The following is a 24,144-nucleotide window of genomic DNA, read 5'->3' on the forward strand; positions in this document are numbered from 1 at the left end:
ATTGTAAATCGGTTTTTTTACTAAAGAATTTATCTACAGAAAAAAAACTCATATAAAAATTCAGATATGTTAAAATCGCAACTTTCGTGGATTTTCTTTTGGATAAACTATAAGTATATTGAAAAAATCAAAAATCGTTTTTGTATTTAATCATTAAAAACAAAAAGCCTGTAAGTAAACTACTAAACTGACAGTCAATCTTTTATTAACATAAATTAACAATGTTGTGATATTTAAACCAAAAAGGTAGTTTGTCGATTTTAAAGACCCTTTAATCGTTAAATTTCCAATTTCATAACAAATTTTTTAAATCATCACTATTGTATTAACATTATCATTGTTATTTATGAACCTAAAACTACCTGATTCGATGAGTAAATTTTTGCTCACCGGAAAGAAAAATTTAATCCCAAAACTATTCTTTGCAGCGATGCTGTTTAGCGGAATAAATGCCCGGTCACAATGTGCCCCTGCCATTGCAGGAGTAAGCAACATCACTTCAACTTCGGCAAAAGTCAACTGGAATCCGGTTGCAGCCTACCCTACAGCCACATATACACTGGAAGTACACACTAACGCTGGCTTTACAGCTCCTTTTGGTGTTTACCCTGCTGTAACAGGCACTAGCTATGCCTTAAGCGGACTAGCGAATGGCACAACCTATTATTACAGAGTAAAAACAAACGATGCCGCCTGTACTGATTTTGCCACAGGAAGCTTTGTTGCTCAAATGGGACTTACACCTCTTGATGTTACCGGATTTAACCACGACGTTATAGCTAATGGAGTAGGTTCTCCTCTAAACACTACTACAAACTCCGTAGATAGTAACACAAATACAAGTGCAAATTTTGCATACATGTCGAGAGATTATAAATTAAATGCTACCGATGCAGATTTGACTTACGGACTTCCTTTAAGCAGAGGACTTACGAGTCCAAACGTAACAGGTCTTAACTATATCTTACAGGATTATTCAGCCAACAATTCTTTACGATTATCAGCTACAGGTGACTTTGGCACGCTAACTCTGTCACAGCCTGCTTCGCTATACAATATTTATTTAGCAGTGGCTTCCGGAGACGGAACCTCTACATTTGATGCAGAGATTCAATTTGCAGATTCATCTACACAAATCGTAACAGGATTAAGCGCTATAAACTGGGATGACACCTCTGCTTCAAACCCTCCGGTAATTGTAACTGGAATAGGAAGGGTAAAAAGAACAACCGGTGTTGCATCAGGAACTCCTAATAACTTTAGGATATTTCAGCTAACATTAAATATTGATGCCGCGAACCAGACTAAGCTGGTTAATGCAATCAAGTTTACAAAAACTGTCACAAATGCCACCGAAAGTAAAATCCCTAACATTTTTGCAGTTTCAGGAAGGCTTGTATCTCCTTGCCCATATCTTGCATCAGCCAGTTCGACAGTTAACTCAACTACTTCAGCGACTGTCAACTGGACGCTGGGAGGAACAGGCACATCAGGTGGGTCAGTAACTTATACTGTTGAAGTTTATACAGATGCAGCCTACACAATACAAGCACCGGGATCTCCTTTTACTGGTCTTACAGGAACTTCTCAGCTTGTTACCGGACTTACTCTTGACACTCCATATTATTACAGAGTAAGAGCTAATAACGGAACATGTTCGTCTGATTATGTAACAGGCACATTTACACCCGCTTATTGTTCTGCGACAACCACTAACACTACTTTATATTACATATCGAATTTTACTACAACAGGTGGTTACACCAATATCAATAATACAACTCCTACCTCAAACAGCTACGGCAATTTTAGTTCACAAATTGTATCTAAAGCAGCCGGAACTACATTTAACTTTAATGGGACCCGCTATGGTACTTCAAGTACGAAAATAGTGTTGTTTGCCGACTGGAATGGTGATGGTGATTTTGATGACACAAATGAAACAGTTACAACTCTTGCCGCAGGGCCTGCAGCATTTAGCGGTACAATTACAATTCCTGCAGGTACACCAACAGGAAATTACAGATTAAGAGTAAGAAGCTCAAGCAGCTCAACCACTATCTCTGCATGTGGAAACCTTTCATATAGCGACATCGAAGACTACACGATAGCAGTTGTTCCAACACCGGCTGACTGTACTGCTCCGGCAACACCTATGCTTGCCATAACACTACCTACCACAACAGGTATGACACTAACGGCGAGTTCATCAACTCCACCAACAAACTATTTGTTGATTCGTAGTACAGAAACCACATTAACAGAGGCTCCTGTAAACAAAACTGTTTATGCCGTGGGCACTAACTTTGGCGGCGGAATTGTGATAGCTAACGCTGCAACTATTGCAGGATTAGTGGATTTTGCAGCTCCCAACACACACTACTATTATTTCCTATACGCTTATAATGATGGAGGTGCTTCATGTTTAGGCCCTATTTATAGCACAACCGCTGCTACAGCAGATGGACTTACCTGTGCCAATGCAGTAGTAAATGCAAGTGCAAGTAACATTACAAGTACATCAGCAGCTTTAAACTGGTCATCAGTAGTTGGTAAAAATGGTGCTGCAGCAACATATACTGTTGAAGTTTACACAGACAGTAGCTTAAGCAATCAATTTGGTTCTGCTATAACAGTTACTTCTCCTGCGACAAGCTATAACCTGACGGGATTAACAAATGGGGTAACTTATTATTATAGAGTAAAAACCCAGACAGCAGCTTGTTTCACAAGCACCTGGTCAGCGGTATCCAGCTTCACAGCACAAAACAATTATAGTCCATTTACAGTAACCGGATTTACTGACGATGTTATCGCTAATGGAACCGGTATTGCAAAAACTTCTACAACTAATGACATCGATGCGGTAAATAACGCATATATGGCTATCAATTATGAAAGAATTGCAGGAAGTGTTGCAACAGTTGGACTACCTCTTAGCAGAACTATGACTACAACAGCAATACCTGCATTAAGTTTCTTATTTGCAGATTATTCAGCTAATAACTCATTACGATTACCAGCGCAAAACCAGGTTGGAACCCTTACTCTGGCAACTCCAAAAAAACTTACCAACGTTTATCTTGCTGTTACTTCAGGAAGTGGTTCATCTACAATTACTTCTAAAATAAACTTTCAGGACGGTTCATCGCAAACTCCAATAACAACTATCACTCTTACCGATTGGTATGGAAGTTCATCAACCGCTCAACCTGCACTTATAAGCAGTATTGGGCGTGTAAACAGAGCTGATAATACCGGAACACCTGAAACCGGACCCTCTAAAGTATTCTATATTGACATTCCGGTATTGGCCGAAAACCAAACAAAAGCCGTTGCATCAATAGAAATTACTAAAACTTCTACCGGTGCAACTTCACCGGTTCCTAATATTTTTGCAGTATCAGGAAAACAAATTGATGAATGCCCGGTTATGGCAACTGTAACAACAACACCAGCCGGAGACAATGCAACTATAAACTGGACATTAACAGCTACAAGTGCAGTTGCTACATCTTACACTGTAGAAGTATACTCGGATGCAGCTATGACTACACCTGTAACAGGCTCTCCTTTTACAGTAACTACAGGAACTTCAAAAAATGTTACAGGACTTTCTCCATTAACTAACTATTTCTTCAGAGTTAAAGCTATTAACACAATTTGTAGTTCAGCATATATGGGAGGCACTTTCATGACTACCTGCCTTGCACCGTCGGCCCCAACAGCTGCTGCAACGCAAACTGTATGCGGTCCCGCTACAATTGCTAACCTAAATGCAACAGCAGTTTCCGGCGCCACATTAAACTGGTACACAATTCCGGCTGGAGGCACAGCTCAACCTACTACAACAGCTTTAGCGAGCGGCAACTACTATGTATCTCAAACACTTAATTCATGTGAGAGCACAAGAACTCTTGTTGCTGTTACAGTAAATACTGTAAATGCTCCGGTTGCTGCTGCTCAAACCGTTTGTACGGGAACTACATTTAACCAACTGACTGTTACAGGTGCTACAGGTGCTACTTTTACCTGGTCTGCAACACAAGGTGGATCTGCCATTACAGGAACTACTGCAGTAACTACCGGTATTTTCTACGTAACTCAGACTTTAAACGGCTGTACAAGTCCGGCAACATCAGTAGCCCTTACAACTACTACTGTAAATCCACCTTCTGCCGCTGCTCAAACACATTGTAGCGGTACAACTTTCAGTCAACTTACAGTTACGGGAGCAACAGGTGCTACTTTCACATGGTCTGCAACTCAGGGAGGAACTGCTATTGCAGGAACAACCGTTGCTACATCGGGCACTTATTTTGTAACACAAACTGTTGGTACATGTACTAGTACTGCTACACAAGTAACTGTAACCATCAATACAACTCCGGCACCTATAGCAACTGCCCAAACATTCTGTATTGGAGCAACTGTAGCAAACCTTTCAGCTACGGGTGTTGCTGGAGGTACATTTACCTGGTCTGCAACTCAGGGTGGAACTGCACTTGCTACAACTACACAGCTTGCTTCAGGAACATATTTTGTAACCCAAACATTAAACGGCTGTACGAGTACTCCGGTATCTGTAACAGTTACTGTAAATTCAACTGCTGCTCCAACAGCAACAGTAACACAAACATTCTGTTTAGGTGCTACAGTAGCTAATCTTCAGGCTACAACACTTGCAGGAGCTACATTCAAATGGTCAGCAACCGAAGGAGGTACTGCATTAGAATCTACAGCGGCACTTACATCAGGAACATATTACATTACACAAACGCTTAACTCTTGTGAAAGTACCGCTACAACTGTAACAGTAGTGGTTAACAGTACAGCTGCTCCAACAGCATCAGCACAATCATTCTGTACAGGTGCAGTAGCTTCAGAACTTTCTGCAACAACGCTTACAGGCGCTACAGTTGAGTGGTCACTAACAGAAAGTGGCGCTGCTATAGCAGAAAATACTTTACTTGTAACAGGTACTTACTATGTAAGACAAACACTAAACAACTGTGTTAGCCCATCTACGGCAGTAGCAGTTGTTGTTAACACTACTGTAGCTCCGGGAGCTGATGATCAAACATTCTGCATAGGCGCTTCAGTTGAAGATCTTATGGTAACCAACGCTACAGGCGCTACTGTTAACTGGTATTCTACCGTAGGAGGAAGTGCTTTAGACGCTGCAACAGTTCTACAGACAGGCACATATTATGTAACACAAACACTAAACCAGTGCGAAAGTACCGCAACAGAAATTCAGGTGACTGTAAATACTGTAAATGCACCAACTGTAAACGCACAAACTTTCTGCGCAGGAGCTACAGTAGAAGATTTAGTTGCTACAGCTGAGACAAATGCTACGGTTAACTGGTATTCTACTATTGGAGGTAATACACTTACACCTTCTACAGTTCTTGCAACAGGCACATATTATGTAACACAAACACTAAACCAGTGTGAAAGTACTACAACAGAATTTGAGGTTACTATAAACACTGTAAACGCACCAGCTGCTCAGTCTCAGGAATTCTGTACAGGTGCTACAGCAGCTGAACTGGCTGCTACCGGGGACGCCGAAGCTACTTTAACATGGTATGCAACTGAAGGTGGGCTTCCAATTGCTGAAACTACACTACTTGAAACCGGAACTTATTATGTAACTCAAACTGTTGGTGTTTGTACTAGTACTGCTACCGCTGTTAACGTAACCGTAAACGCTATACCGGATGCTCCAACCGGCTCTTCTACTCAAACCTTTGTAGACGGAGATACGCTTTCAGACCTTACTTTGACTACTGATAATGACGCAACAGTTCAATGGTATACTTTAGAAGAAGGGGTTTATACAGCCGTTAGTTCAGATACTCTTTTAGAAGAAGGGGTTACTTATTATGCAACCCAAAGTATTTCCACTTGCGAGAGTGATTATTTTGCGGTGACAGTTAGTGAGGTTACAGGCAGGGATGACTTTAAATTCTCAAATTTATCTGTTTACCCTAATCCTGCTAAAGATTACATAACGGTATCTAATACATCTTCTATATCAAAAATTATGGTGATCAATCTACTTGGTCAGACGGTAATTGAGAAGAGTGTAAATAGCAATACTGCTCAAATCGATCTTTCAAATATTGCTTCAGGAACATATATTCTTCAAGTAAGCGCTGAAGGAGCTAAGGCAAATGTAAAAGTGATCAAACACTAATACAATTAGACTTTAACTAAAAAGGCTGTTCCGATTGGAACAGCCTTTTATATTTTAATCACGGCACTTAATCCTGCCTGTTGTCCATTATAAAAAGGCATTGCCAGGACTGATACTTTCTTCTCTTCAGAACTCCCAAATAATTGTTTTTGTATAAAAGGATGCAATATATAAGCAAGCTTGGTACTGAGTATACCTATTCCTGCTCCTGCCGCCACATCGGTAAGCCAGTGTCTGTCGTTATAAATGCGTAACATTCCAGTACCCGTTGCAACGATATAACCTGCGAACCCGTACCACGGAGAAACATCTTTATATTCCTGCCATAAAATTTCTGCACCGACAAATGCCGTAGCTGTATGACCTGAGGGAAATGAATTGTCAGTGCTGCCATCCGGCCGTTCAACTTTACATAATGATTTTAGCCCCATTACAGAACCAACCATTATCAAACTTGATGTAGCAGTGATTATTGTAAGATCTCTATAATTATGTTTTCCCTTAATACCGGCTACATTCAGGGCATAGACCGATACAACAGGTAAATAACGTGTATAATCGTCTGTACTAATTTGTTTATCAACATGCTCACTTACCTCCGATTTGATTGCGACGTTAACATCCTTAACACCTGCATTAACAAATCCAAGCACCCCATAACCAACCAAAACACCCGGCACTATTAGTTGCTTATACAATGGCTTTACATTGACACGTGATTGATTTACCAGCGTATCTTTTCCAATTATAATCTTTTCCTGAGCATTAGCTGAAAACACACAATTTGTAATCAGTAATAAAATGATCGTTCTCTTCATTAGATAATCCTTCCCTACTTAAAACATAGTAACGGATTATATATAAATAAATTATAAGTGTTAAAAAATTTAACAAAAAAGCAACCCTTAGAGGATTGCTTTTCAACAGTACATGATATCGATTATTTTTTCTTCTTAGATTTAGCTTTCTTTTTAGCCTTAGCCTTTTTCTTTGCTTCAACTTTTTTAGCCTTTGCTTTAGCTCTTTTCTTCTTATCTTTTTCTTTCTTCTTCGCCTTAGCTTTTTTCTCTTTTTCTTTGGCTTTTTTCTTTTCTTTGGATTTCTTATCGTTATCTTTCTTTACCGTTTCTCCGACAGTTACATCGACTTTTTCCGTAATCTGCGATGAAACTGTTTCTTCCACTTTACTCATTTCCGGAACAACAGCTTCAGAAACCGCTTCTTTTTTTACAGCAGGTTTCCTCACAGGAGTCTTTTTCACAGCAACCTTTTCATCAGGTCCCGAAGAGGCAACAACCTTTGAAGCGACTGCTGATTTTGGAACTGTAGTTTTAACTGCAGTAGGTTTTGCCGATGTTGTTGAAGAAGCTTTAGCAGATGTTGCGTCTGACTTTACAGTAGATGATTTTCTTACCGTTGAACTTCCAACAGGCTTAGCAGTACTAGTTGAGCCCGAAGGCTTTCGCGCTGAAGAACCTGATCTCGGTGTTGCTTTGGGTGCAACTGGAGCAGCAGGATCTGTTTGAGTCTGTTTGAGATCGGTATTGGATTCGGTAGCCTGGTCTTTTTGTGTCGATTGTGCCATAAACTTTATTTTTGAGGAAACTTTACTAATCTATATTCAATGTTTCTAAATCGTCAATTAACAGTAATTGTATTACTACTAATAAAATTAACATTTTAATGAATACAACAATGTTAAGTTTTTCAAAAACAAAAAAAGCATAGCATGGACAACCGTTTACAAGCTAACCTTTTATTTATTACTTAAAATAAATAGTATGAATTGCATTAATTAAATACAAATTCACCATTCATTGCTGAATATAGCTCCAGTGTATGATCTATAGAAGCAATATCTTTATCAGAGAAAACTATTACTTTATCATAATTTCTACCTAAAATTTTCACTTTAGCAATTTTTGCTTTGCTCAATGCTTTAATAATAACGAAATTATTTTCGTTAATAGCATTATCAAACCACTCGCAAACATTACCGGTTCCGGCTTGATTAAATTCGATATTTGAAGGAATATAATCAAATATCTTACCGTCAATTAAAAATTGACATTTCTTATAAAAGAGCCACTCTTTATTCTCCACCTGCATCCTCAATCGCAAATTAGCGACCAAATCATCTGTCTGATCAAAATAACAAAAGATGGCATTCCCTTTAGGTTTTTCTGGCGAAGTTTCGGGCATATACCTTATCGTACCAGACGGATCAAATTCATCCCGTTTTAGCTTAAAATACGAAATAAGCCTTTTAAACTCCAGACTATCAACCTTTTTAGTCTGTTTTAAAACCTCAGAAGATGAATTATTTAAAACAGTCACATTGTTAGATCTTCCCGAAAAGCTTTTATGATTTCGGGAAATAAGCAAAAAAAGCGCAGCAACAGCTACAAATAAAACAACAGTTAATTTAAGGTGTGTTTTCATGGGGAATTTATTTAAATAAATAATTTAAAAAAACTCTTCTCTTTACATTAAAGAGAACTAATCTTCATTTAATTAAACCGAATAACGGCCGATAAAAAGAGATATCCCGGGGGTAGGCTACCCTGTACAAATCAATAATTTGTAAACAAAACTTCCCAATATTGCTTACAAACTCACACTGCCAAAGCAGAATACAAAATTAATTAGAAAAACAAGAATCTATAAATCAGGTTTTTAAGAATTCAAAGATACAAACTTTAGTTATTTTTTAACACTTTTATTTAAAAAATAATTGTAAGATAATATCGAGAATAAAAAAGCCTGAAACAATTAAATCCGCTTCAGGCTTTCTGTGACCTCAGAGGGATTCGAACCCCCAACCGCTGGAGCCGAAATCCAGTGCTCTATCCAGTTGAGCCATGAGGCCAAATTTAGATTTTTAATTTTTAGATAATTAGAACTTAGAATGATCTAAAATCTAATTATCTAAAAATTGTTTATGCTAATGCTTTTTTAACAGCATTCGAAATGGTTTTACCATCGGCACTACCGGCAAGCTCTTTAGAAGCTACACCCATTACTTTACCCATGTCACCCATTCCGGAAAACCCATTATCAGCAATTATCTTTTTTACAACAGCTTCAACTTCTTCCTCACTAAGTTGGGCAGGAAGGAATTTCTCTATAACAGCAGCCTGCTCAAGTTCCGGATCTGCAAGATCCTGACGCCCTTGCTGGATATAAATATTAGCACTGTCTTTACGTTGTTTTACAAGTCTCTGAAGTAATTTTATCTCATCTTCAGAAGTCATTTCTCCATTAGCACCAGTTTCTGTCTGAGCAAGCAATAATGCCGACTTAACAGCTCTTAACGATTCAAGTGCAACTGTATCTTTAGCTTTCATGGCGGTTTTGATACCTTCCATGATATCGTTTTGTAAACTCATAGTTTTCACATTAAATATGGGTGCGAAGATAAAAAAATAACCCGAAAATACTATTATATTTTCGGGTCAAAGGTTCACATTTGGGTTAGTTAATCTACATTATCATGCAGGAACGAGTTGTTAGAACGCAACTGTAAGTCGTCGTTACTATCTGTTCCTAATGACAAGCGCGATTTGCTATTGTCAATGCGGGAATCGTTTAGATCGATCCCCATCCTTTTATATGCCGGTTCTTTTTCAAACTCATCTATTCTTGAAGAACTGTTATGGAACTTATAGTTAAACTCCTTCATTTTTCTTCTTCTTTCTTCAGCTCTTAAGCGAAGTGTCTCCTCAATAGTCATTTCTACCGGCGACAAGTCCTCAGAAGGCGTAAAATTAAGAGCAGCAGGCTTTTCTGTTGTTTTAACCGTAAGGTTAAGTTCCGGCGCAACAGGCTCTTCAACTTTAGCTACAGGTTTAGAACCCAGTAATTCGTTTTCTTTTTCAAGATATTCTTCAAGTGAATATCTTACAATACCTGATTCGTTAAGTTCGGTAACAGGCACAACCTGTACAGGTTCATTAACTTTTATATCGCGGGTCTCTTCAAGATTGAAAAGCACTTTTTCTTCTCTTTTTATATTGTCGGTAGACAGGTCAAAAGAAAATGTAAACTGATCTTCTTCTTTTTTTGAAACCACTACAAATTCCGGTTCAAAAACTTCAATTTCCCTTACATCCCTGATTTCCGTTACAACCGGCGAACCAATAATAGGCTCCGGCATAAAAGGCGTTGGTGCTACTACAGGCTCAGGCGAAACGATTTCAAAAAACACGTCAAGGTTATTGATATATTCTGAAGAAGGAAGCTCAACTTCTGCAACTTCAGCTATCGGCTTTTTTTCATCAATTTCTAACTCCTCCTCAAGTGAAAATACAATCTTCTCCTCTACTACAGGTTCAGGCTTGATTTCTGCTTTAGGCTGTTCTGCCGGAGCAGCAAAGTCAAATGCAGGAACCATAGGTTTGTTGGTAAGGTCATGAACAAGTTTCTGTCCCTCCTCTAGCGCATGTATTATTTTTTTAGGTTCAGTATTTACGATTTCATTTTGCTGCTCCACATTAAAACCGGTAGCAATAATTGTAACAGCAACAGCATCGCCCAGAGACTCGTCTTCACCAACCCCCATGATAATGTTAGCATTGTAACCTGCCTCAGCCTGGATATGGTCATTGATCTCACCAATCTCATCGATAGTAATCTCACTTGTACCAGAAACAATTAGCAATAATACATTTTTAGCACCAGTAATCTTATTGTCGTTCAATAACGGAGAGTCAAGCGCATCAACGATGGCATCTTTAGCACGATTATCACCTGATGCAATGGCCGATCCCATAATAGCTGTACCACTATTAGAAAGTACCGTTTTAGCATCTTTAAGGTCAATATTCTGAGTGTAGTGGTGCGTAATTACTTCTGCAATACCTCTTGAAGCAGTTGCCAAGACTTCATCGGCTTTAGAGAAACCGGCCTTGAAGCCAAGGTTACCATATACTTCACGAAGCTTATTATTATTGATTACGATTAATGAGTCAACCTGCTTACGCAGCCTTTCAACACCCGATAATGCTTGTTCAGATCTTACTTTACCTTCAAACTGAAAAGGTATAGTAACAATACCAACAGTAAGGATATCCCTTTCTTTGGCAAGCTGCGCAATTACAGGAGCGGCACCTGTACCGGTACCACCACCCATACCGGCAGTGATGAAAATCATTTTCGTATTGGTATCGAGCATTTTCTCGATATCCTCTATACTTTCTAATGCAGACTGCTGCCCTACTTCAGGGTTTGCTCCAGCACCAAGTCCTTCTGTAAGGTCAACACCTAACTGAATCTTATTCGGCACAGGGCTGTTTTGCAATGCCTGCGAATCTGTATTACAAACAACAAAATCAACACCTTTGATCCCCTGCTTAAACATGTGGTTTATCGCGTTGCTTCCGCCCCCGCCAACACCAATTACCTTGATTACGTTTGATTGATTTTTGGGTAAATCAAACGAAATGCTTCCAAATTCTGAGTTGCTCATCATATCAATCGGGTTTTTATTCTGCGTTATCTAAAAAATCTTTAATCTTATCAATATACTTGTCAAAAAATGACCTCTTTACCTTTTTCTCCGTAGACTCATCTACTCTTGCTGCCGGCTGTTGGGCAGCCACTGTCTCCAACTCTCTTTCCTCATACAGCTCCTGTGTCGGATCAGGAGTCACCACAGTATTTATTACCGGTTGCGGTCTGTAAACAGGTTCCACCGGCTTTTGCAACTCCACTAAAGGTGTTGCACTTTGTGTATGATTACGAAGACTATTCATTACCAGTCCTACGGCTGTTGCATATAACGGACTTGATATTTCTTCATCAGAATTGCCCGCCAGGTGTTCGTTAGGATAACCAATCCTTGTATCCATACCTGTAATATACTCAACAAGTTGTTTTATATGTTTCAGGTTGGCACCGCCTCCGGTAAGCACAATACCTGCAATAAGTTTCTTGCGAGGGTCTTCATGCCCATAAGCTTTGATCTCAGCAAACACCTGCTCTATAATCTCAACCACTCGGGCGTGTATAATCTTAGAAAGGTTCTTTAATGAAATCTCTTTAGGTTCGCGACCACGTAATCCCGGTATAGAAACAATTTCATTGTCTTTATTCTCACCCGGCCATGCAGAACCAAATTTTACTTTAAGCAGCTCCGCCTGTTTTTCTATAATAGAACATCCTTCTTTGATGTCATCTGTAATTACATTTCCTCCAAAAGGTATCACCGCTGTATGACGAATAATGCCATCTTTAAAAATAGCAAGATCAGTTGTACCACCACCTATGTCGATTAGTGCTACACCCGCCTCTTTTTCTTCCTGGCTAAGCACTGCATCTGCCGAAGCCAAGGGCTCAAGTGTAAGACCCGAAAGATCTAAACCTGAACTTTTAATGCAACGCCCAACATTCCTTATGGAAGATGCCTGCCCTACAACTACATGGAAACTGCTTTCCAGTCTTCCGCCATACATTCCGATAGGCTCTTTTATTTCATTCTGTCCGTCAATCTTAAATTCCTGAGGCAATACGTGGATGATTTCCTCACCCGGAAGCATCGCCAGTTTGTGCACCTGATTGATCAGTAAATCAATATCGGCATCGCCAATTACCTCTTCAGGATTATTTCTGCTGATATAATCGCTATGCTGTATACTGCGAATGTGCTGGCCGGCAATACCCACCACCACATCATTTATTTTATAACCGCTATCTGCCTCCGCATCCTGCACAGCTTCCTGTATCGACTGGATGGTTTGCGTAATGTTATTAACAACACCTCTGGCCACACCAAGGCTTTTGGATTTTCCAACACCAAGGATCTCCAGTTTCCCATACTCATTTTTCCTTCCTATCATCGCAACAATCTTTGTTGTCCCGATATCTAAACCTACTGCAATGCTGTCTTTTTCCATAACCCTATTTTTTGGTGCACACAACCTGTTGTGTAAATTTCAGATTTATTGTTTTGTACTGTTCAATCAATGTATCTTTAATCGCATCCTGGAGGAATGCCTTATAATTATTAAACTTCTTTTCAATATTAATGGGCCTGCCAAATTGTATCTCGTAGCTGTAATTCCTGCTCTTCATTTTCAAACCTCCCGTTGAAGCTACTTCAAGGCCAATGATGTTTTTTTTCAGGAAGCTGTCATCGTTGATATAATTCAGTAACTTATTCAATCTCCCCTTATCTATACTATCTATCACTCCGGTGACAAGAGGCACCCTTGCTGTGTACGTGTCCGACAAAGGCATTTTATCTCCACGATAATCGATATAGTATGAGTTTTCCCCCGAAAAAATTCTGGCTACAGGCTTTCGCTGCGAAATTATCGCCTTCAATTTGCCGTCGACCGTAGCGTAAACCTCTGCCTTATCAATCATTGGATTTTTGTCCAGAGATTTTTCCACGCTATTCAAATCTAATTTATCTTTTCTAATGCTTTTTATACTGCCGAAATTTTGTATCAACAAGTTATTAACTTTCTCGTGCGTTATAAAGTCCTCAGCCTCTTTAAATTCTATATCCGCCTCTTTCAGCATCCTGTTTTCATTACGTTTTGACGAGAAAGAATACAGGAAAATCACAGCACCCAAAATGAGCACTAATCTGACGTCATTCCAATTAATTTTTTTCATCTAAAACCTTTTTAATTTCAGGTACCATTTCACCAATATCACCCGCCCCTATGGTCACAATTACATCTGCATCCGACATTTTTAACAACGGAATTAAATCCTGTTTTGTAACCAGCTTTTTGTTTGGGTTTTCAATTTTTTCAAGGAGCCATTTCGAAGTAATTCCTTCAATTGGCAGTTCGCGCGCCGGATAAATATCCAGCAAAACTATGTTCTCAAAGGCAGACAGGCTTTTAGCAAACCCATCAGCAAAATCCCTCGTGCGGCTAAATAAGTGTGGCTGGAATATCGCAAGCACTTTTTTATCAGGATACAATTCAGAAACCGCCTGATAAACCGCATTTATCTCCGTTGGATGGTGCGCATAATCGTCTATATATACCAAATCCTGTTTTTTTATCTGATAAGAGAATCTTCTCCTAACACCTTTGAAAGATGCTAATCCTCTCATAATATCTTCAGAAGACACTCCGTATGTTTTAGCCATTGCAAATGCCAACAAAGCATTTGTAAGGTTATGATGCCCCGGAAGGCCAAACTTTATATCTTTAACCGTCTCATAAGGTGTTTTAACATCAAAAACATACCAGCCATCTTCAATACGGATATTGACTGCCGCAAACTCACCTTCATTTACGCCGACAGTAACTGCTTCAAGAGGTAAACCGTTAGTAACAAATAAATGTTTTTTATCTTCAACCTTATCAGCGAACTCCCTGAATGAAGCCTCTATAGAAGCTGCATCACCATAAATATCCAAATGGTCAGCATCCATAGATGTGATGCAGGCAATATTTGGATGCAGGTGCAAAAACGACCTGTCAAATTCATCCGCTTCAACCACCGTAATCGTCTTACCACTGCCTATCAGGTTCGAATTATAATTCTCAACAATCCCCCCTAAAAACGCGGTAACATCCAATCCGGCCTCATATAAAACATGCCCAAGGATACTTGACGTTGTAGTTTTACCATGTGTCCCGGCAACTGCAAAGCAATAGGTATCTTTGGTAATGATACCCAAAACTTCTGCTCGCTTTTTAACCACAAAACCGTTGTTCAGGAAATAATTCCATTGCAAATGGTTTTTAGGCACCGCAGGGGTAACAACTACCAATGTGTTTTCCTTATTCAGGAATGGCAGCCCAATCAGCTCAACTTTATCTTCAAAATGGATGGCAATACCTTCAGCCTTAAGTTCATCAGTAAGATGCGTTGGTGTTTTATCATATCCTGCTACATTTTTGCCTATAAATTTAAAATAGCGGGCCAGGGCACTCATTCCGATGCCACCGATTCCAACAAAATAGACATTATGTATTTGATTCAGATCCATTCTTTTACTTTGAAACTTTGTTATTTTGAAACTATTTAATCAGTTTCACTATCTCTTTAACTATATCCTTTGTTGCATTGGCTTTTGCAAGCTTCTTTATATTTTCCCCCAGCTTTTGTTGTCTCTCTTCATTAGCGATCAAATCAGAGAATACCGGCTGAAACTGAGTATCGAGCTGTGTTTCTTTTAGCAGCAAAGCCCCTTCCTTATCCACTATAGCCTGCGCATTTTTAGTTTGATGATCTTCTGCTACATTAGGCGACGGTATAAAAATAACCGGCTTACCCACAAGGCAAAGTTCAGAAACCGATGATGCACCAGAACGTGATATAACAACGTCTGCTGCCGCGTATACAAGATCCATCCTATCTATAAACGAAAGCACCTGCACATTTTCATTCTCATTGTAGTGCTTGTATTCTTCAAAATAGAATTTACCACACTGCCATATTACCTGTACATTTTGGGCTGCCAACCATGTAAGTTCTTTAGCAATAAGCTGGTTGATTCTTCGTGAACCAAGACTACCACCCAAAACAAGTAGCGTTTTCTTCTCAGGATTTAGGTTAAAGTATTTTACGGCTTCTTCCCTGTTCTTTTCAACATTCAGTATATCACTACGTACCGGATTTCCGGTAAAAACAATTTTTTCAGCAGGAAAAAACCTTTCCAGATTATCATAAGCAACACATATTGTTTTTGCTTTTTTAGACAACCATTTGTTGGTTATCCCCGGAAATGAATTCTGTTCCTGTATAACTGTTGGCACTCCCATCCCGGCAGCAGCCCTTAACAACGGTCCGCTGGCAAAACCACCCGTACCTATTACCACATCCGGCTTAAAACCTTTAATGATTGTACGTGATTTCATAAGGCTGCTCATCAGCTTAAACGGAAACATCGCATTATCTACAGTCAACTTGCGCTGAATTCCTGCAATCCATAAACCAACTATATTATACCCTGCCTGTGGTACCTTTTGCATCTCCATCTTATCCTTAGCCCCAACAAAAAGTATCTCGCAATCCGGATATTGCTCTTTCAATTCATTAGCAATAGCAATGGCCGGGTAAATATGCCCGCCAGTACCACCACCGCTTAATATGAATTTTTTCTTTTCCATTTATAGTCTCAAAGTTGCTAAGTTGCAAAGCCGCAAAGCCGCAAAGTAGCTCCTGTCTATCATCTAACTTCTATTATCTCAAATCTATTTCCCAAACACAGCACTCATTGGGTTCCTGCTCTTATCATCAATCGAAAACGCGGCAGGCTGCGAAGGCTGGCTATTCCCTTCGGCATCTGCCAAAGCTTTCGCTTCTTCCTCCTGTTGCTCCCTTATTATATGCTCGTCTATCATTCTTTGAAGTGCGGCTTCACGCTCTTCTTTCTCCGCAGCTTCCTGAGCAATCTCTTCTTCTTTTTTGGTAACGCTAATAATTATACCTATAGAGATACATGTCATCCAGATTGAAGAACCACCACTACTAATTAGCGGCAGGGTTTGCCCTGTTACCGGAAGTAATTCTACTGCCACTCCCATATTGATCAGTGCCTGGAAAATTATTGGGAAGCCAAGCCCTACAATGAGCAGTTTTCCAAACAACGATTTTGCTTTATGTGCCGTAACCAAAAACCTGAAGAACAGCATTAGGTATAAAAACAATACTGCAAGTCCGCCCGCTATACCATATTCTTCAACAATAATAGCAAAGATGAAATCGGAAGACGACTGCGGCAGAAAGTTTTTCTGAACACTCTTACCCGGACCAAGACCATAAATTTGTCCCGATGCAATAGCAATCTTTGCTTTCTCGATCTGATAATCATCCTCATTAGGCTCATTAGATGTAAAACGCTCTAAACGATTCATCCATGTATCTACCCTGTTTGGCATTGCCTTAGGAAATGCTTTTGCGAAGGCCACAAACAGCAATAGCATCACAATACCGGCGGCTATAATTGTCCCAAGATACCTGAGCGGATACCTTCCCACAAACACGAGCATGGACACCATCGAGAAAATAAGTGCTGCTGTTGAAAAGTTAGCCGGAAGAATCAGAGCCAGTATACCAAATACCGGCAACCATAATTCAAAAAATGAAGCCTTAAAGTTTATTTCCTTACCCTCCATTTTGGCGAGGTAACGTGCTACATAAATCATCAGTATGATAAAAGCCAGTGCCGATGTCTGGAACGTAACCCCTATAAAAGGAACCTTTATCCAACGGCTGGCATTAGCGCCATCAATAACAGTACCCTGAAAGAACGTATATACCAACAGCAAAGCTACTATGGGCAATGCTATCTGCGAAATGCCTTTGTAATAATGGTAAGGCACTTTATGAACAAAATAGATCAGTCCGAAACCAATAAAAATATGTACCAAATGCTTAACCAGGTAACCAATGGTAGACCCTTTACCGATAACATATACAAGGTTTGTACTTGCACTGAAAACCGGCATGAATGAAATTAAGGCAAGCAGCATCACGAATGACCAAATGCCTTTATCTCCTTTCAGGTTAGTAATTAGTTCTTTCATTGTTTCATCTTTATTCCGATGCCCGCAGTCCGATGATGGAAGCCTACATCAGTTAATCAATTATAAATTCTGTACCGCGTTTTTAAATTGTTTACCGCGTTCTTCGTAATTTTCAAATAAATCAAAGCTTGCACAAGCCGGAGATAATAATACAGTATCACCTTTTTCAGCAAGTTTCTGAGCCACTTTTACCGCTTCCTGCATGCTGGTAGTTTCTACCATCACATCAACAACATTCTCAAAAGCATCTATAATCTTTCTGTTATCAACACCAAGACATACTATTGCTTTTACCTTTTCTCTTACCAACGGCATCAGTTCACTATAATCATTACCTTTATCAACACCTCCTACAATCCAGACTGTTGGTGTTTTCATGCTGTCCAAAGCATAAAATGTTGAGTTGATATTAGTCGCCTTGCTGTCATTGATGTATTGCACATTCTGAATTTTAAGCACCGGCTCAAGACGGTGTTCAACTCCCTGAAAATTAGAAAGACTCTCTCTTATCGTTTCTTTTCTTATGCGCATAAGCTGTGCAACTGCAGTTGCTGCCATGGCATTCTTTACATTGTGCTTTCCTTCTAATGACAGATCGTTTATTGACATGGTAAATTCGTCTTTATTAATGTTACTGATAATAGTGTCGTCTTTTAAATAAACCCCGTTTTCTACTTCCTTCGTAAGCGAGAACGGAATCTTCTGTGCTTTAATCGTATTGTTCTCCATCCATTCTGAAATCGCTGCATCGTCTGCATCATATATCAGAAAATCATTCTCCGTCTGATTCATCGTTATCCTGAATTTGGCAGCTATATACAATTCATACTTGTATTCGTAGCGATCAAGATGATCAGGACTTATATTAGTTATCACTGCTATGTGTGGCCTGTAATTCTCTACCCCATCCAGCTGAAAGCTGCTCAACTCCAACACATATCCTTCATGCTTGTTTTCGGCAACCTGCCAGGCAAAGCTTTTCCCTATATTTCCCGCCAAACCCACATTAAGTCCTCCCTGTTTTAGGAGGTGATGCGTTAGCATCGTAGTTGTGGTCTTACCGTTGCTCCCTGTTATACCTATAGTATCAACTTCAAGAAACTGGTTAGCAAATTCAATTTCTGATATTACTGGGATTCCTTTTCTCTTAATCGCCTTTACTATGGGCGACTTATCAGGAATACCCGGACTTTTCATTACCACATCAGCATTCAGGATCAGCTCCTCTGTATGCTTCTCTTCTTCCCAGTCGAGTTTATTAAGTGCAAGAACTTCTTTGTAATTGTTTTTTATTTTTCCGAAATCAGAGATAAAAACATCATATCCCTTTTTCTTTCCCAGAATAGCAGTTCCTACACCGCTTTCTCCTCCTCCAAGTACAACTAGTCTCATAGATTATCTTAGTTTTAAGGATACAAGTGAGAATATTGCTAACAGTATGGCTACAATCCAGAAACGTGTTACAATCTTACTTTCATGATAGCCCTTTTTCTGGTAGTGGTGGTGCAATGGCGACATTAAAAATATCCTTCTGCCTTCACCATATTTTTTCTTAGTGTATTTGAAATAACTCACCTGCAATACTACCGAAAGGTTCTCAGCAAGGAAAATTCCGCATAGAACCGGTATCAACAGCTCTTTTCTAACCGCAATTGCCAAAACGGCAATAATACCTCCTATTGTTAAACTCCCTGTATCTCCCATAAATACTGTTGCCGGATAGGTATTGTACCATAGGAAACCTATGAGTGCCCCAACAAATGCAGTGATGTAGACCGTCATTTCACCTGAGTTAGGGATATACATAATGTTCAGGTAGTTTGAGAAGATTATATTACCCGAAACGAAGGCAAAAATACCAAGCGCAAGCACCGCAATCGCCGATGTACCCGCCGCGAGACCATCTATACCGTCAGTAAGGTTAGCACCATTTGAAACTGCTGTAATGATAAATATCACTATCGGGATAAATATCAACCAGGCATAATCTTTATAATCATCACCAGCCCACGAAAGCAACTCGGCATAATCAAACTCATTATTTTTAAAGAAAGGAATGGTAGTAGCTGTAGATTTTTCTTCAAGACCGGCCTGAGTAATTACATTTACATTTTCCTGATTGTAGATATTTACCTTACCGGTATCAGTCCTTACCGTTACCGAAGGATGGAAATAAAGTATATACCCTACAATAAGACCTAATCCAACCTGACCCACTACTTTAAACTTACCTTTTAAACCTTCTTTATCTTTTTTGAAAATTTTAATATAGTCGTCAATAAAACCGATAGTACCCATCCACAGTGTCGTGATGATAAGCAGCATAACATATATATTATCCAGCTTAGCCAAAAGTATTACCGGAATAAGCGTTGAGATAATAATGATAAGCCCACCCATTGTAGGCGTACCCGCTTTTTGCGACTGCCCTTCAAGGCCAAGCTCACGAACGGTTTCACCTACCTGCTGTTTTCTCAGGAAGTTGATGATCTTTTTACCAAAAACAGTAGAAATAAGAAGCGACAAAATGATTGCCAGCCCCGAACGGAAAGTTATATACTGAAACACTCCCGTGCCAGGTATATCTAACTGTTTGTCTAAATATTCAAATAAATAATACAACATATCTCCGCTATTTGTTTAATTGTGCTAAAATTTCTTTTACTGTTTCCATATCATCAAAATGGAATCGCTCCCCTTTTATTTCCTGATACGTTTCATGTCCTTTTCCCGCAATGAGTATAATATCATTCGGCTTCGCCAACTGGCAGGCAACTTTTATAGCCTGTTTCCTGTCCACTATCGAAAGTGTCTTTTTATAATTTTGAGGCTCTACGCCTTTTTCCATTTCCTCAATAATTTCTTCAGGAGACTCACTCCTTGGATTATCTGAAGTAAATATGGCTTTATCACTCATACTTGAGGCAATGTGTGCCATAACCGGACGCTTAGTGGTATCCCTGTCACCGCCGCATCCCACTACTGTGATGAGTTGCTCATTTCGAGTACGTATATTTTCAATCGTGCTCAATACATTTTCAAGAGCATCTGGTGTGTGTGCATAATCTACAATAGCCGTAATTTTTGTATCGCTAACTATAAATTGAAACCTTCCTGATACGCTTTCCAACTCACTCATAAGTCTTAGCACTTCTCTCTCTTCAAGTCCAAGATTTACAGCCACAGCATAAATTGCAAGCAGGTTATAGGCATTGAATGTTCCAATCAGCTTAACCCATACTTCCTGCTCATTAATCTTGAGCAGCAAGCCCGAAAGCTGGTTTTCTAATATCTGTGCCTTATAATCAGCATATGTTTTTAAAGCGTAAGTAAGCTTTTTAGCTTTTGTATTCTGAAGCATTACAAGCCCGTTCTTATCGTCAACATTTACAAGACCGAAAGAACCTTTTGGCAGCTCATCAAAGAACCTTTTCTTAACATCCCTATATTCTGCGAACGAACTGTGATAATCAAGGTGATCATGCGAAAGGTTGGTAAATACCCCTCCTGCAAACTCAAGACCTGCTGTTCTGTTTTGATGGATACCATGAGAGCTCACCTCCATAAAGCAATACTCACAACCTACCTCTTCCATCTCTTTCAGATACCTGTTTATGGTAAGCGAATCCGGAGTAGTATGTGTAGCCTTATATTCTTTATCATTTACCATTATCTTCACAGTACTAAGAAGACCGGTCTTATAACCCGCATTCCTAAACAACTGATACAGCAGTGAAGCAATAGTTGTCTTACCATTAGTTCCGGTAATACCCACAAGCTTTACATTATGCGAAGGGTTACCATAAAAATTAGCAGCCATGTGAGCTAAAGCAGCACTTGCACTTTTAGCTTCGATATAGGTAATCCCATCAGTAGTGGTTTCAGGCATTGTTTCACAAACAATAGCTACAGCACCAAGACTGATTGCCTTATCGATAAAAGCATGACCATCACTAATGGTTCCTCTGATTGCAACAAATACGTCACCTTCTTTCACAAGTCGTGAATCAAACTCTATCTTATTAACAGCAATATCTGTAGGACCTTTTACCGCCTCAATAGATGCTTTATATAATATGTCTCTTAACACCATCACGATAATTCCAGTATTATAGTTTGATTCTTAAACACTATTTCACCAGGTTTCAGTGATTGTTTTTTCACTTTTCCAACCCCTATTACCTGCACTTTTAACCCCATGTTACCCAATAGTGCTACTGCATCCATTCCACTCATACCAACTATATTAGGTATAACATTATCTTTTACTTTTGCCTCTTTATCATAATAAGAAGCATATAATTGCTCTTGTTGTTTTATCGTTTTATCCAGCTTCTTTACCTTATTGGTAGAAGGTACATCTGTAAATATCTTCTGCGCAATCCTTTTGAATACCGGACCCGATACATCGGCACCATAGTAGCCTTTATTAACACTCGGCCTATGAATAACTACAATACATGAGTACTGAGGATTGTCAGCAGGAAAATACCCCGCAAAAGATGACGAATAATACATACCTTCTCCCTTACCTCCCCCGTAGTTAACCTGAGCTGTACCGGTTTTGCCAGCCATTGAGAAATTAGGCGAATACAGTTTCGAACCCGTACCCTTTTTTACCACATTTTCCATAACTGCCTTAACCTTATTTATGGTTTCCTGCGAGCATATTTTAGGATTGATAACCTCCTTATCAAATTTCTTTATGGTTCTGTCCCACTCTTTTATTTCCTGAACAAACAGAGGTCTAACTAATTCTCCATTGTTTGCTACCGCATTATAAAGTGCCAGAGTTTGCAAAGGGGTCATCGACACACCATAACCAAAACCCATCCAGGGCAACGACAGTTTAGACCAGTTTTTATCCTGTGGTTGTGGTATTTTGGGCTTACCCTCCCCTTTTAAAGAAACTCCCAGCTTTCTATTTAAACCAAAAGCATTAAGGTGATCTACAAATTCCTGCGGATTATCTTTATAATTCTCATACACAGCCTGCACTATCACTGTATTTGACGACAACTCAAACCCTCTTGCCAGCGATATTTTTCCATACCCCCCTTTTTTAGAGTCACGCACTTTACGGTTAGAATAGATTATCTCTCCCCCATGGCTATCATACACCTTACTTGTATCTACTTTTTTATCTTCAAGCAGGGAAATAAGTCCTGCCAGCTTAAATGTAGACCCTGGTTCCTGTGACTCTCCTACTGCATAATTTATTGTTTCATAATATGAACCATTTTCATGGCGTCCAAGGTTAGATATAGCCTTAACATAACCTGTTTTGGTTTCCATTACAACCACACAACCATGATCGGCCTCATAATACTCAAGTTGTTTCAGCAATGCATGATGCGCTATATCCTGAATATAAACATCAATGGTTGAAACAATATCATAGCCATCTATAGGCTCTACCTCATTGTTATCACTTATAGGCTTCCACTGGTTTTTTGCAATCTTCTGCATCAGCTGCCTGCCATCTTTACCGTTAAGGTATTTAGCAAAAGCACCTTCTATACCTACTTCAAGATTTTCTCCTTTATGGTCAATTCTTTCATATCCAATGGTACGTTCAGCAATTTTACCTATAGGATGCTCACGTATAGTCTTTTGCTCAGTTATTATCCCTCCTTTAAATGCCCCAAGATTAAACAGCGGAAAACTTTTAAGGCGCATATACTGGGTATAGCTCAAATTACGGGCAACCAAAAAATACCTGTTCTTTTTAGCCCTGGCTCTTTTCAGTTCACTGTAATACTCCTCAGAAGGCTTACCAAACATAACTGATAACGAATCTGCAAGCGGTTCCAGATTTTTATTAAAATTCTCAGCACTTGGTGCCAAAGCGTCAAAACGCATCGTATAATTAGGAATTGAAGTCGCCAGAAGACTACCGTCGGAAGAGTATACATTACCTCTGTTTGCCGGAATGGTAAAGTTTTTCACCGTACGATCCTTTGCCAACTTACGATAATAATCACCTTCAACCCACTGTATATTTACAAGTTTTATAGAAATAAGTATAGCCATCACAAAAATTGCGAAGGCTACCAGGTACATCCTGTACGACATTTTTTTATCGTTATCTATTGCCATAAACTTTCAAAAAATCCTTTTTCTTCTTCCTTAATTACCTTTATTTTTTTTGGAGGCACTGATGCCGGAAATATATTCCGCTCCTCCATTTTCTTTGAAACCGTAGACTCCATCTTTAACTCCATCAGTTCCGAGCGAACATCCACAAACTCCGAACGCAACTCTTTCACTTCCGTCTCAAGCTCTTTGATACGATAGTTCTTTTGCTCATAATTATGGGTATTAGCAATCATAAGCATACATACAAGCACCAGGAACACTATAAAGCGCCAGTTCTTCATAGACCCTTCGTCTATAAGATATTTAGCCTTTAAAAGATTTAGCACTCCGCCCTTCATATTC

At 39.3% G+C, this 24,144-nt stretch carries 16 protein-coding genes and 1 tRNA gene; 1 reads left to right on the forward strand and 16 read right to left on the reverse strand.

Going from position 1 to position 24,144, the window contains the following annotated elements:
- The first annotated feature begins 370 nt into the window (after positions 1 to 370).
- Complete coding sequence (locus tag DEU42_RS12000; RefSeq protein ID WP_158537878.1) at positions 371 to 6,205, forward strand: fibronectin type III domain-containing protein; 5,835 nt, start codon at positions 371 to 373, stop codon at positions 6,203 to 6,205.
- A 47-nt stretch (positions 6,206 to 6,252) separates the two neighbouring features.
- Here DEU42_RS12000 and DEU42_RS12005 read toward each other — a convergent pair whose 3' ends face one another.
- From DEU42_RS12005 to DEU42_RS12080, 16 genes are all read right to left on the reverse strand, one after another.
- Positions 6,253 to 7,023: a phosphatase PAP2 family protein gene (locus DEU42_RS12005; protein WP_114758551.1), complete on the reverse strand. Its 771-nt coding sequence runs from the start codon at positions 7,021 to 7,023 to the stop codon at positions 6,253 to 6,255.
- A gap of 122 nt (positions 7,024 to 7,145) precedes the next feature.
- Positions 7,146 to 7,790, reverse strand: coding sequence for a hypothetical protein (locus DEU42_RS17365; protein ID WP_147278115.1), 645 nt, complete (start codon positions 7,788 to 7,790; stop codon positions 7,146 to 7,148).
- A 206-nt stretch (positions 7,791 to 7,996) separates the two neighbouring features.
- Positions 7,997 to 8,647 (reverse strand): hypothetical protein, encoded by a 651-nt coding sequence (locus tag DEU42_RS12015; RefSeq protein WP_114758552.1) that lies wholly within the window; start codon positions 8,645 to 8,647, stop codon positions 7,997 to 7,999.
- Between the two features lie 353 nt (positions 8,648 to 9,000).
- A tRNA-Arg gene (locus tag DEU42_RS12020) sits at positions 9,001 to 9,074 on the reverse strand.
- Between the two features lie 70 nt (positions 9,075 to 9,144).
- Positions 9,145 to 9,594, reverse strand: a complete 450-nt coding sequence (locus DEU42_RS12025) for a GatB/YqeY domain-containing protein (protein WP_114758553.1) — start codon at positions 9,592 to 9,594, stop codon at positions 9,145 to 9,147.
- 89 nt (positions 9,595 to 9,683) lie between these two features.
- Positions 9,684 to 11,675, reverse strand: a complete 1,992-nt coding sequence (gene ftsZ / locus DEU42_RS12030) for a cell division protein FtsZ (protein WP_114758554.1) — start codon at positions 11,673 to 11,675, stop codon at positions 9,684 to 9,686.
- Positions 11,676 to 11,688: 13 nt separating this feature from the next.
- The gene (gene ftsA, locus DEU42_RS12035) at positions 11,689 to 13,098 is read right to left on the reverse strand and encodes a cell division protein FtsA (RefSeq protein ID WP_114758555.1); all 1,410 of its coding nucleotides are present in this window, start codon (positions 13,096 to 13,098) and stop codon (positions 11,689 to 11,691) included.
- Between the two features lie 4 nt (positions 13,099 to 13,102).
- Positions 13,103 to 13,825 (reverse strand): cell division protein FtsQ/DivIB, encoded by a 723-nt coding sequence (locus tag DEU42_RS12040; protein WP_114758556.1) that lies wholly within the window; start codon positions 13,823 to 13,825, stop codon positions 13,103 to 13,105.
- A complete protein-coding gene (gene murC / locus DEU42_RS12045) occupies positions 13,812 to 15,161 on the reverse strand; it encodes a UDP-N-acetylmuramate--L-alanine ligase (RefSeq protein ID WP_114758557.1) in 1,350 nt (449 codons plus the stop codon). The genes DEU42_RS12040 and murC overlap by 14 nt, the downstream gene beginning before the upstream one ends.
- 31 nt (positions 15,162 to 15,192) lie before the next feature.
- A complete protein-coding gene (gene murG, locus DEU42_RS12050) occupies positions 15,193 to 16,284 on the reverse strand; it encodes an undecaprenyldiphospho-muramoylpentapeptide beta-N-acetylglucosaminyltransferase (RefSeq protein ID WP_114758558.1) in 1,092 nt (363 codons plus the stop codon).
- A gap of 84 nt (positions 16,285 to 16,368) precedes the next feature.
- Positions 16,369 to 17,703 (reverse strand): FtsW/RodA/SpoVE family cell cycle protein, encoded by a 1,335-nt coding sequence (locus tag DEU42_RS12055; protein WP_114758559.1) that lies wholly within the window; start codon positions 17,701 to 17,703, stop codon positions 16,369 to 16,371.
- 60 nt (positions 17,704 to 17,763) lie between these two features.
- Positions 17,764 to 19,095 (reverse strand): UDP-N-acetylmuramoyl-L-alanine--D-glutamate ligase, encoded by a 1,332-nt coding sequence (gene murD / locus DEU42_RS12060; protein ID WP_114758560.1) that lies wholly within the window; start codon positions 19,093 to 19,095, stop codon positions 17,764 to 17,766.
- Between the two features lie 3 nt (positions 19,096 to 19,098).
- A complete protein-coding gene (mraY, locus tag DEU42_RS12065; protein ID WP_114758561.1) occupies positions 19,099 to 20,328 on the reverse strand; it encodes a phospho-N-acetylmuramoyl-pentapeptide-transferase in 1,230 nt (409 codons plus the stop codon).
- Between the two features lie 7 nt (positions 20,329 to 20,335).
- Complete coding sequence (locus DEU42_RS12070; protein WP_199509091.1) at positions 20,336 to 21,799, reverse strand: UDP-N-acetylmuramoyl-L-alanyl-D-glutamate--2,6-diaminopimelate ligase; 1,464 nt, start codon at positions 21,797 to 21,799, stop codon at positions 20,336 to 20,338.
- The gene (locus DEU42_RS12075) at positions 21,796 to 23,802 is read right to left on the reverse strand and encodes a penicillin-binding protein (protein ID WP_114758563.1); all 2,007 of its coding nucleotides are present in this window, start codon (positions 23,800 to 23,802) and stop codon (positions 21,796 to 21,798) included. The genes DEU42_RS12070 and DEU42_RS12075 overlap by 4 nt, the downstream gene beginning before the upstream one ends.
- Positions 23,793 to 24,140: an FtsL-like putative cell division protein gene (locus tag DEU42_RS12080; protein WP_114758652.1), complete on the reverse strand. Its 348-nt coding sequence runs from the start codon at positions 24,138 to 24,140 to the stop codon at positions 23,793 to 23,795. Before DEU42_RS12080 ends, DEU42_RS12075 begins: the two co-directional genes overlap by 10 nt.
- Positions 24,141 to 24,144 lie beyond the last annotated feature (4 nt).

The organism is Flavobacterium sp. AG291, assembly GCF_003350375.1.
In the GTDB taxonomy this organism is placed as follows: Bacteria; Bacteroidota; Bacteroidia; order Flavobacteriales; family Flavobacteriaceae; genus Flavobacterium; species Flavobacterium suzhouense.

Excerpts from the sequence above, each read along its gene's own strand:
- DEU42_RS12000 (WP_158537878.1), top strand. The coding sequence starts at position 371 with ATGAGTAAATTTTTGCTCACCGGAAAGAAAAATTTAATCCCAAAACTA.
- DEU42_RS12005 (WP_114758551.1), bottom strand. The coding sequence starts at position 7,023 with ATGAAGAGAACGATCATTTTATTACTGATTACAAATTGTGTGTTTTCA.
- DEU42_RS17365 (WP_147278115.1), bottom strand. The coding sequence starts at position 7,790 with ATGGCACAATCGACACAAAAAGACCAGGCTACCGAATCCAATACCGAT.
- DEU42_RS12015 (WP_114758552.1), bottom strand. The coding sequence starts at position 8,647 with ATGAAAACACACCTTAAATTAACTGTTGTTTTATTTGTAGCTGTTGCT.
- DEU42_RS12025 (WP_114758553.1), bottom strand. The coding sequence starts at position 9,594 with ATGAGTTTACAAAACGATATCATGGAAGGTATCAAAACCGCCATGAAA.
- ftsZ (WP_114758554.1), bottom strand. The coding sequence starts at position 11,675 with ATGATGAGCAACTCAGAATTTGGAAGCATTTCGTTTGATTTACCCAAA.
- ftsA (WP_114758555.1), bottom strand. The coding sequence starts at position 13,098 with ATGGAAAAAGACAGCATTGCAGTAGGTTTAGATATCGGGACAACAAAG.
- DEU42_RS12040 (WP_114758556.1), bottom strand. The coding sequence starts at position 13,825 with ATGAAAAAAATTAATTGGAATGACGTCAGATTAGTGCTCATTTTGGGT.
- murC (WP_114758557.1), bottom strand. The coding sequence starts at position 15,161 with ATGGATCTGAATCAAATACATAATGTCTATTTTGTTGGAATCGGTGGC.
- murG (WP_114758558.1), bottom strand. The coding sequence starts at position 16,284 with ATGGAAAAGAAAAAATTCATATTAAGCGGTGGTGGTACTGGCGGGCAT.
- DEU42_RS12055 (WP_114758559.1), bottom strand. The coding sequence starts at position 17,703 with ATGAAAGAACTAATTACTAACCTGAAAGGAGATAAAGGCATTTGGTCA.
- murD (WP_114758560.1), bottom strand. The coding sequence starts at position 19,095 with ATGAGACTAGTTGTACTTGGAGGAGGAGAAAGCGGTGTAGGAACTGCT.
- mraY (WP_114758561.1), bottom strand. The coding sequence starts at position 20,328 with ATGTTGTATTATTTATTTGAATATTTAGACAAACAGTTAGATATACCT.
- DEU42_RS12075 (WP_114758563.1), bottom strand. The coding sequence starts at position 23,802 with ATGGCAATAGATAACGATAAAAAAATGTCGTACAGGATGTACCTGGTA.
- DEU42_RS12080 (WP_114758652.1), bottom strand. The coding sequence starts at position 24,140 with ATGAAGGGCGGAGTGCTAAATCTTTTAAAGGCTAAATATCTTATAGAC.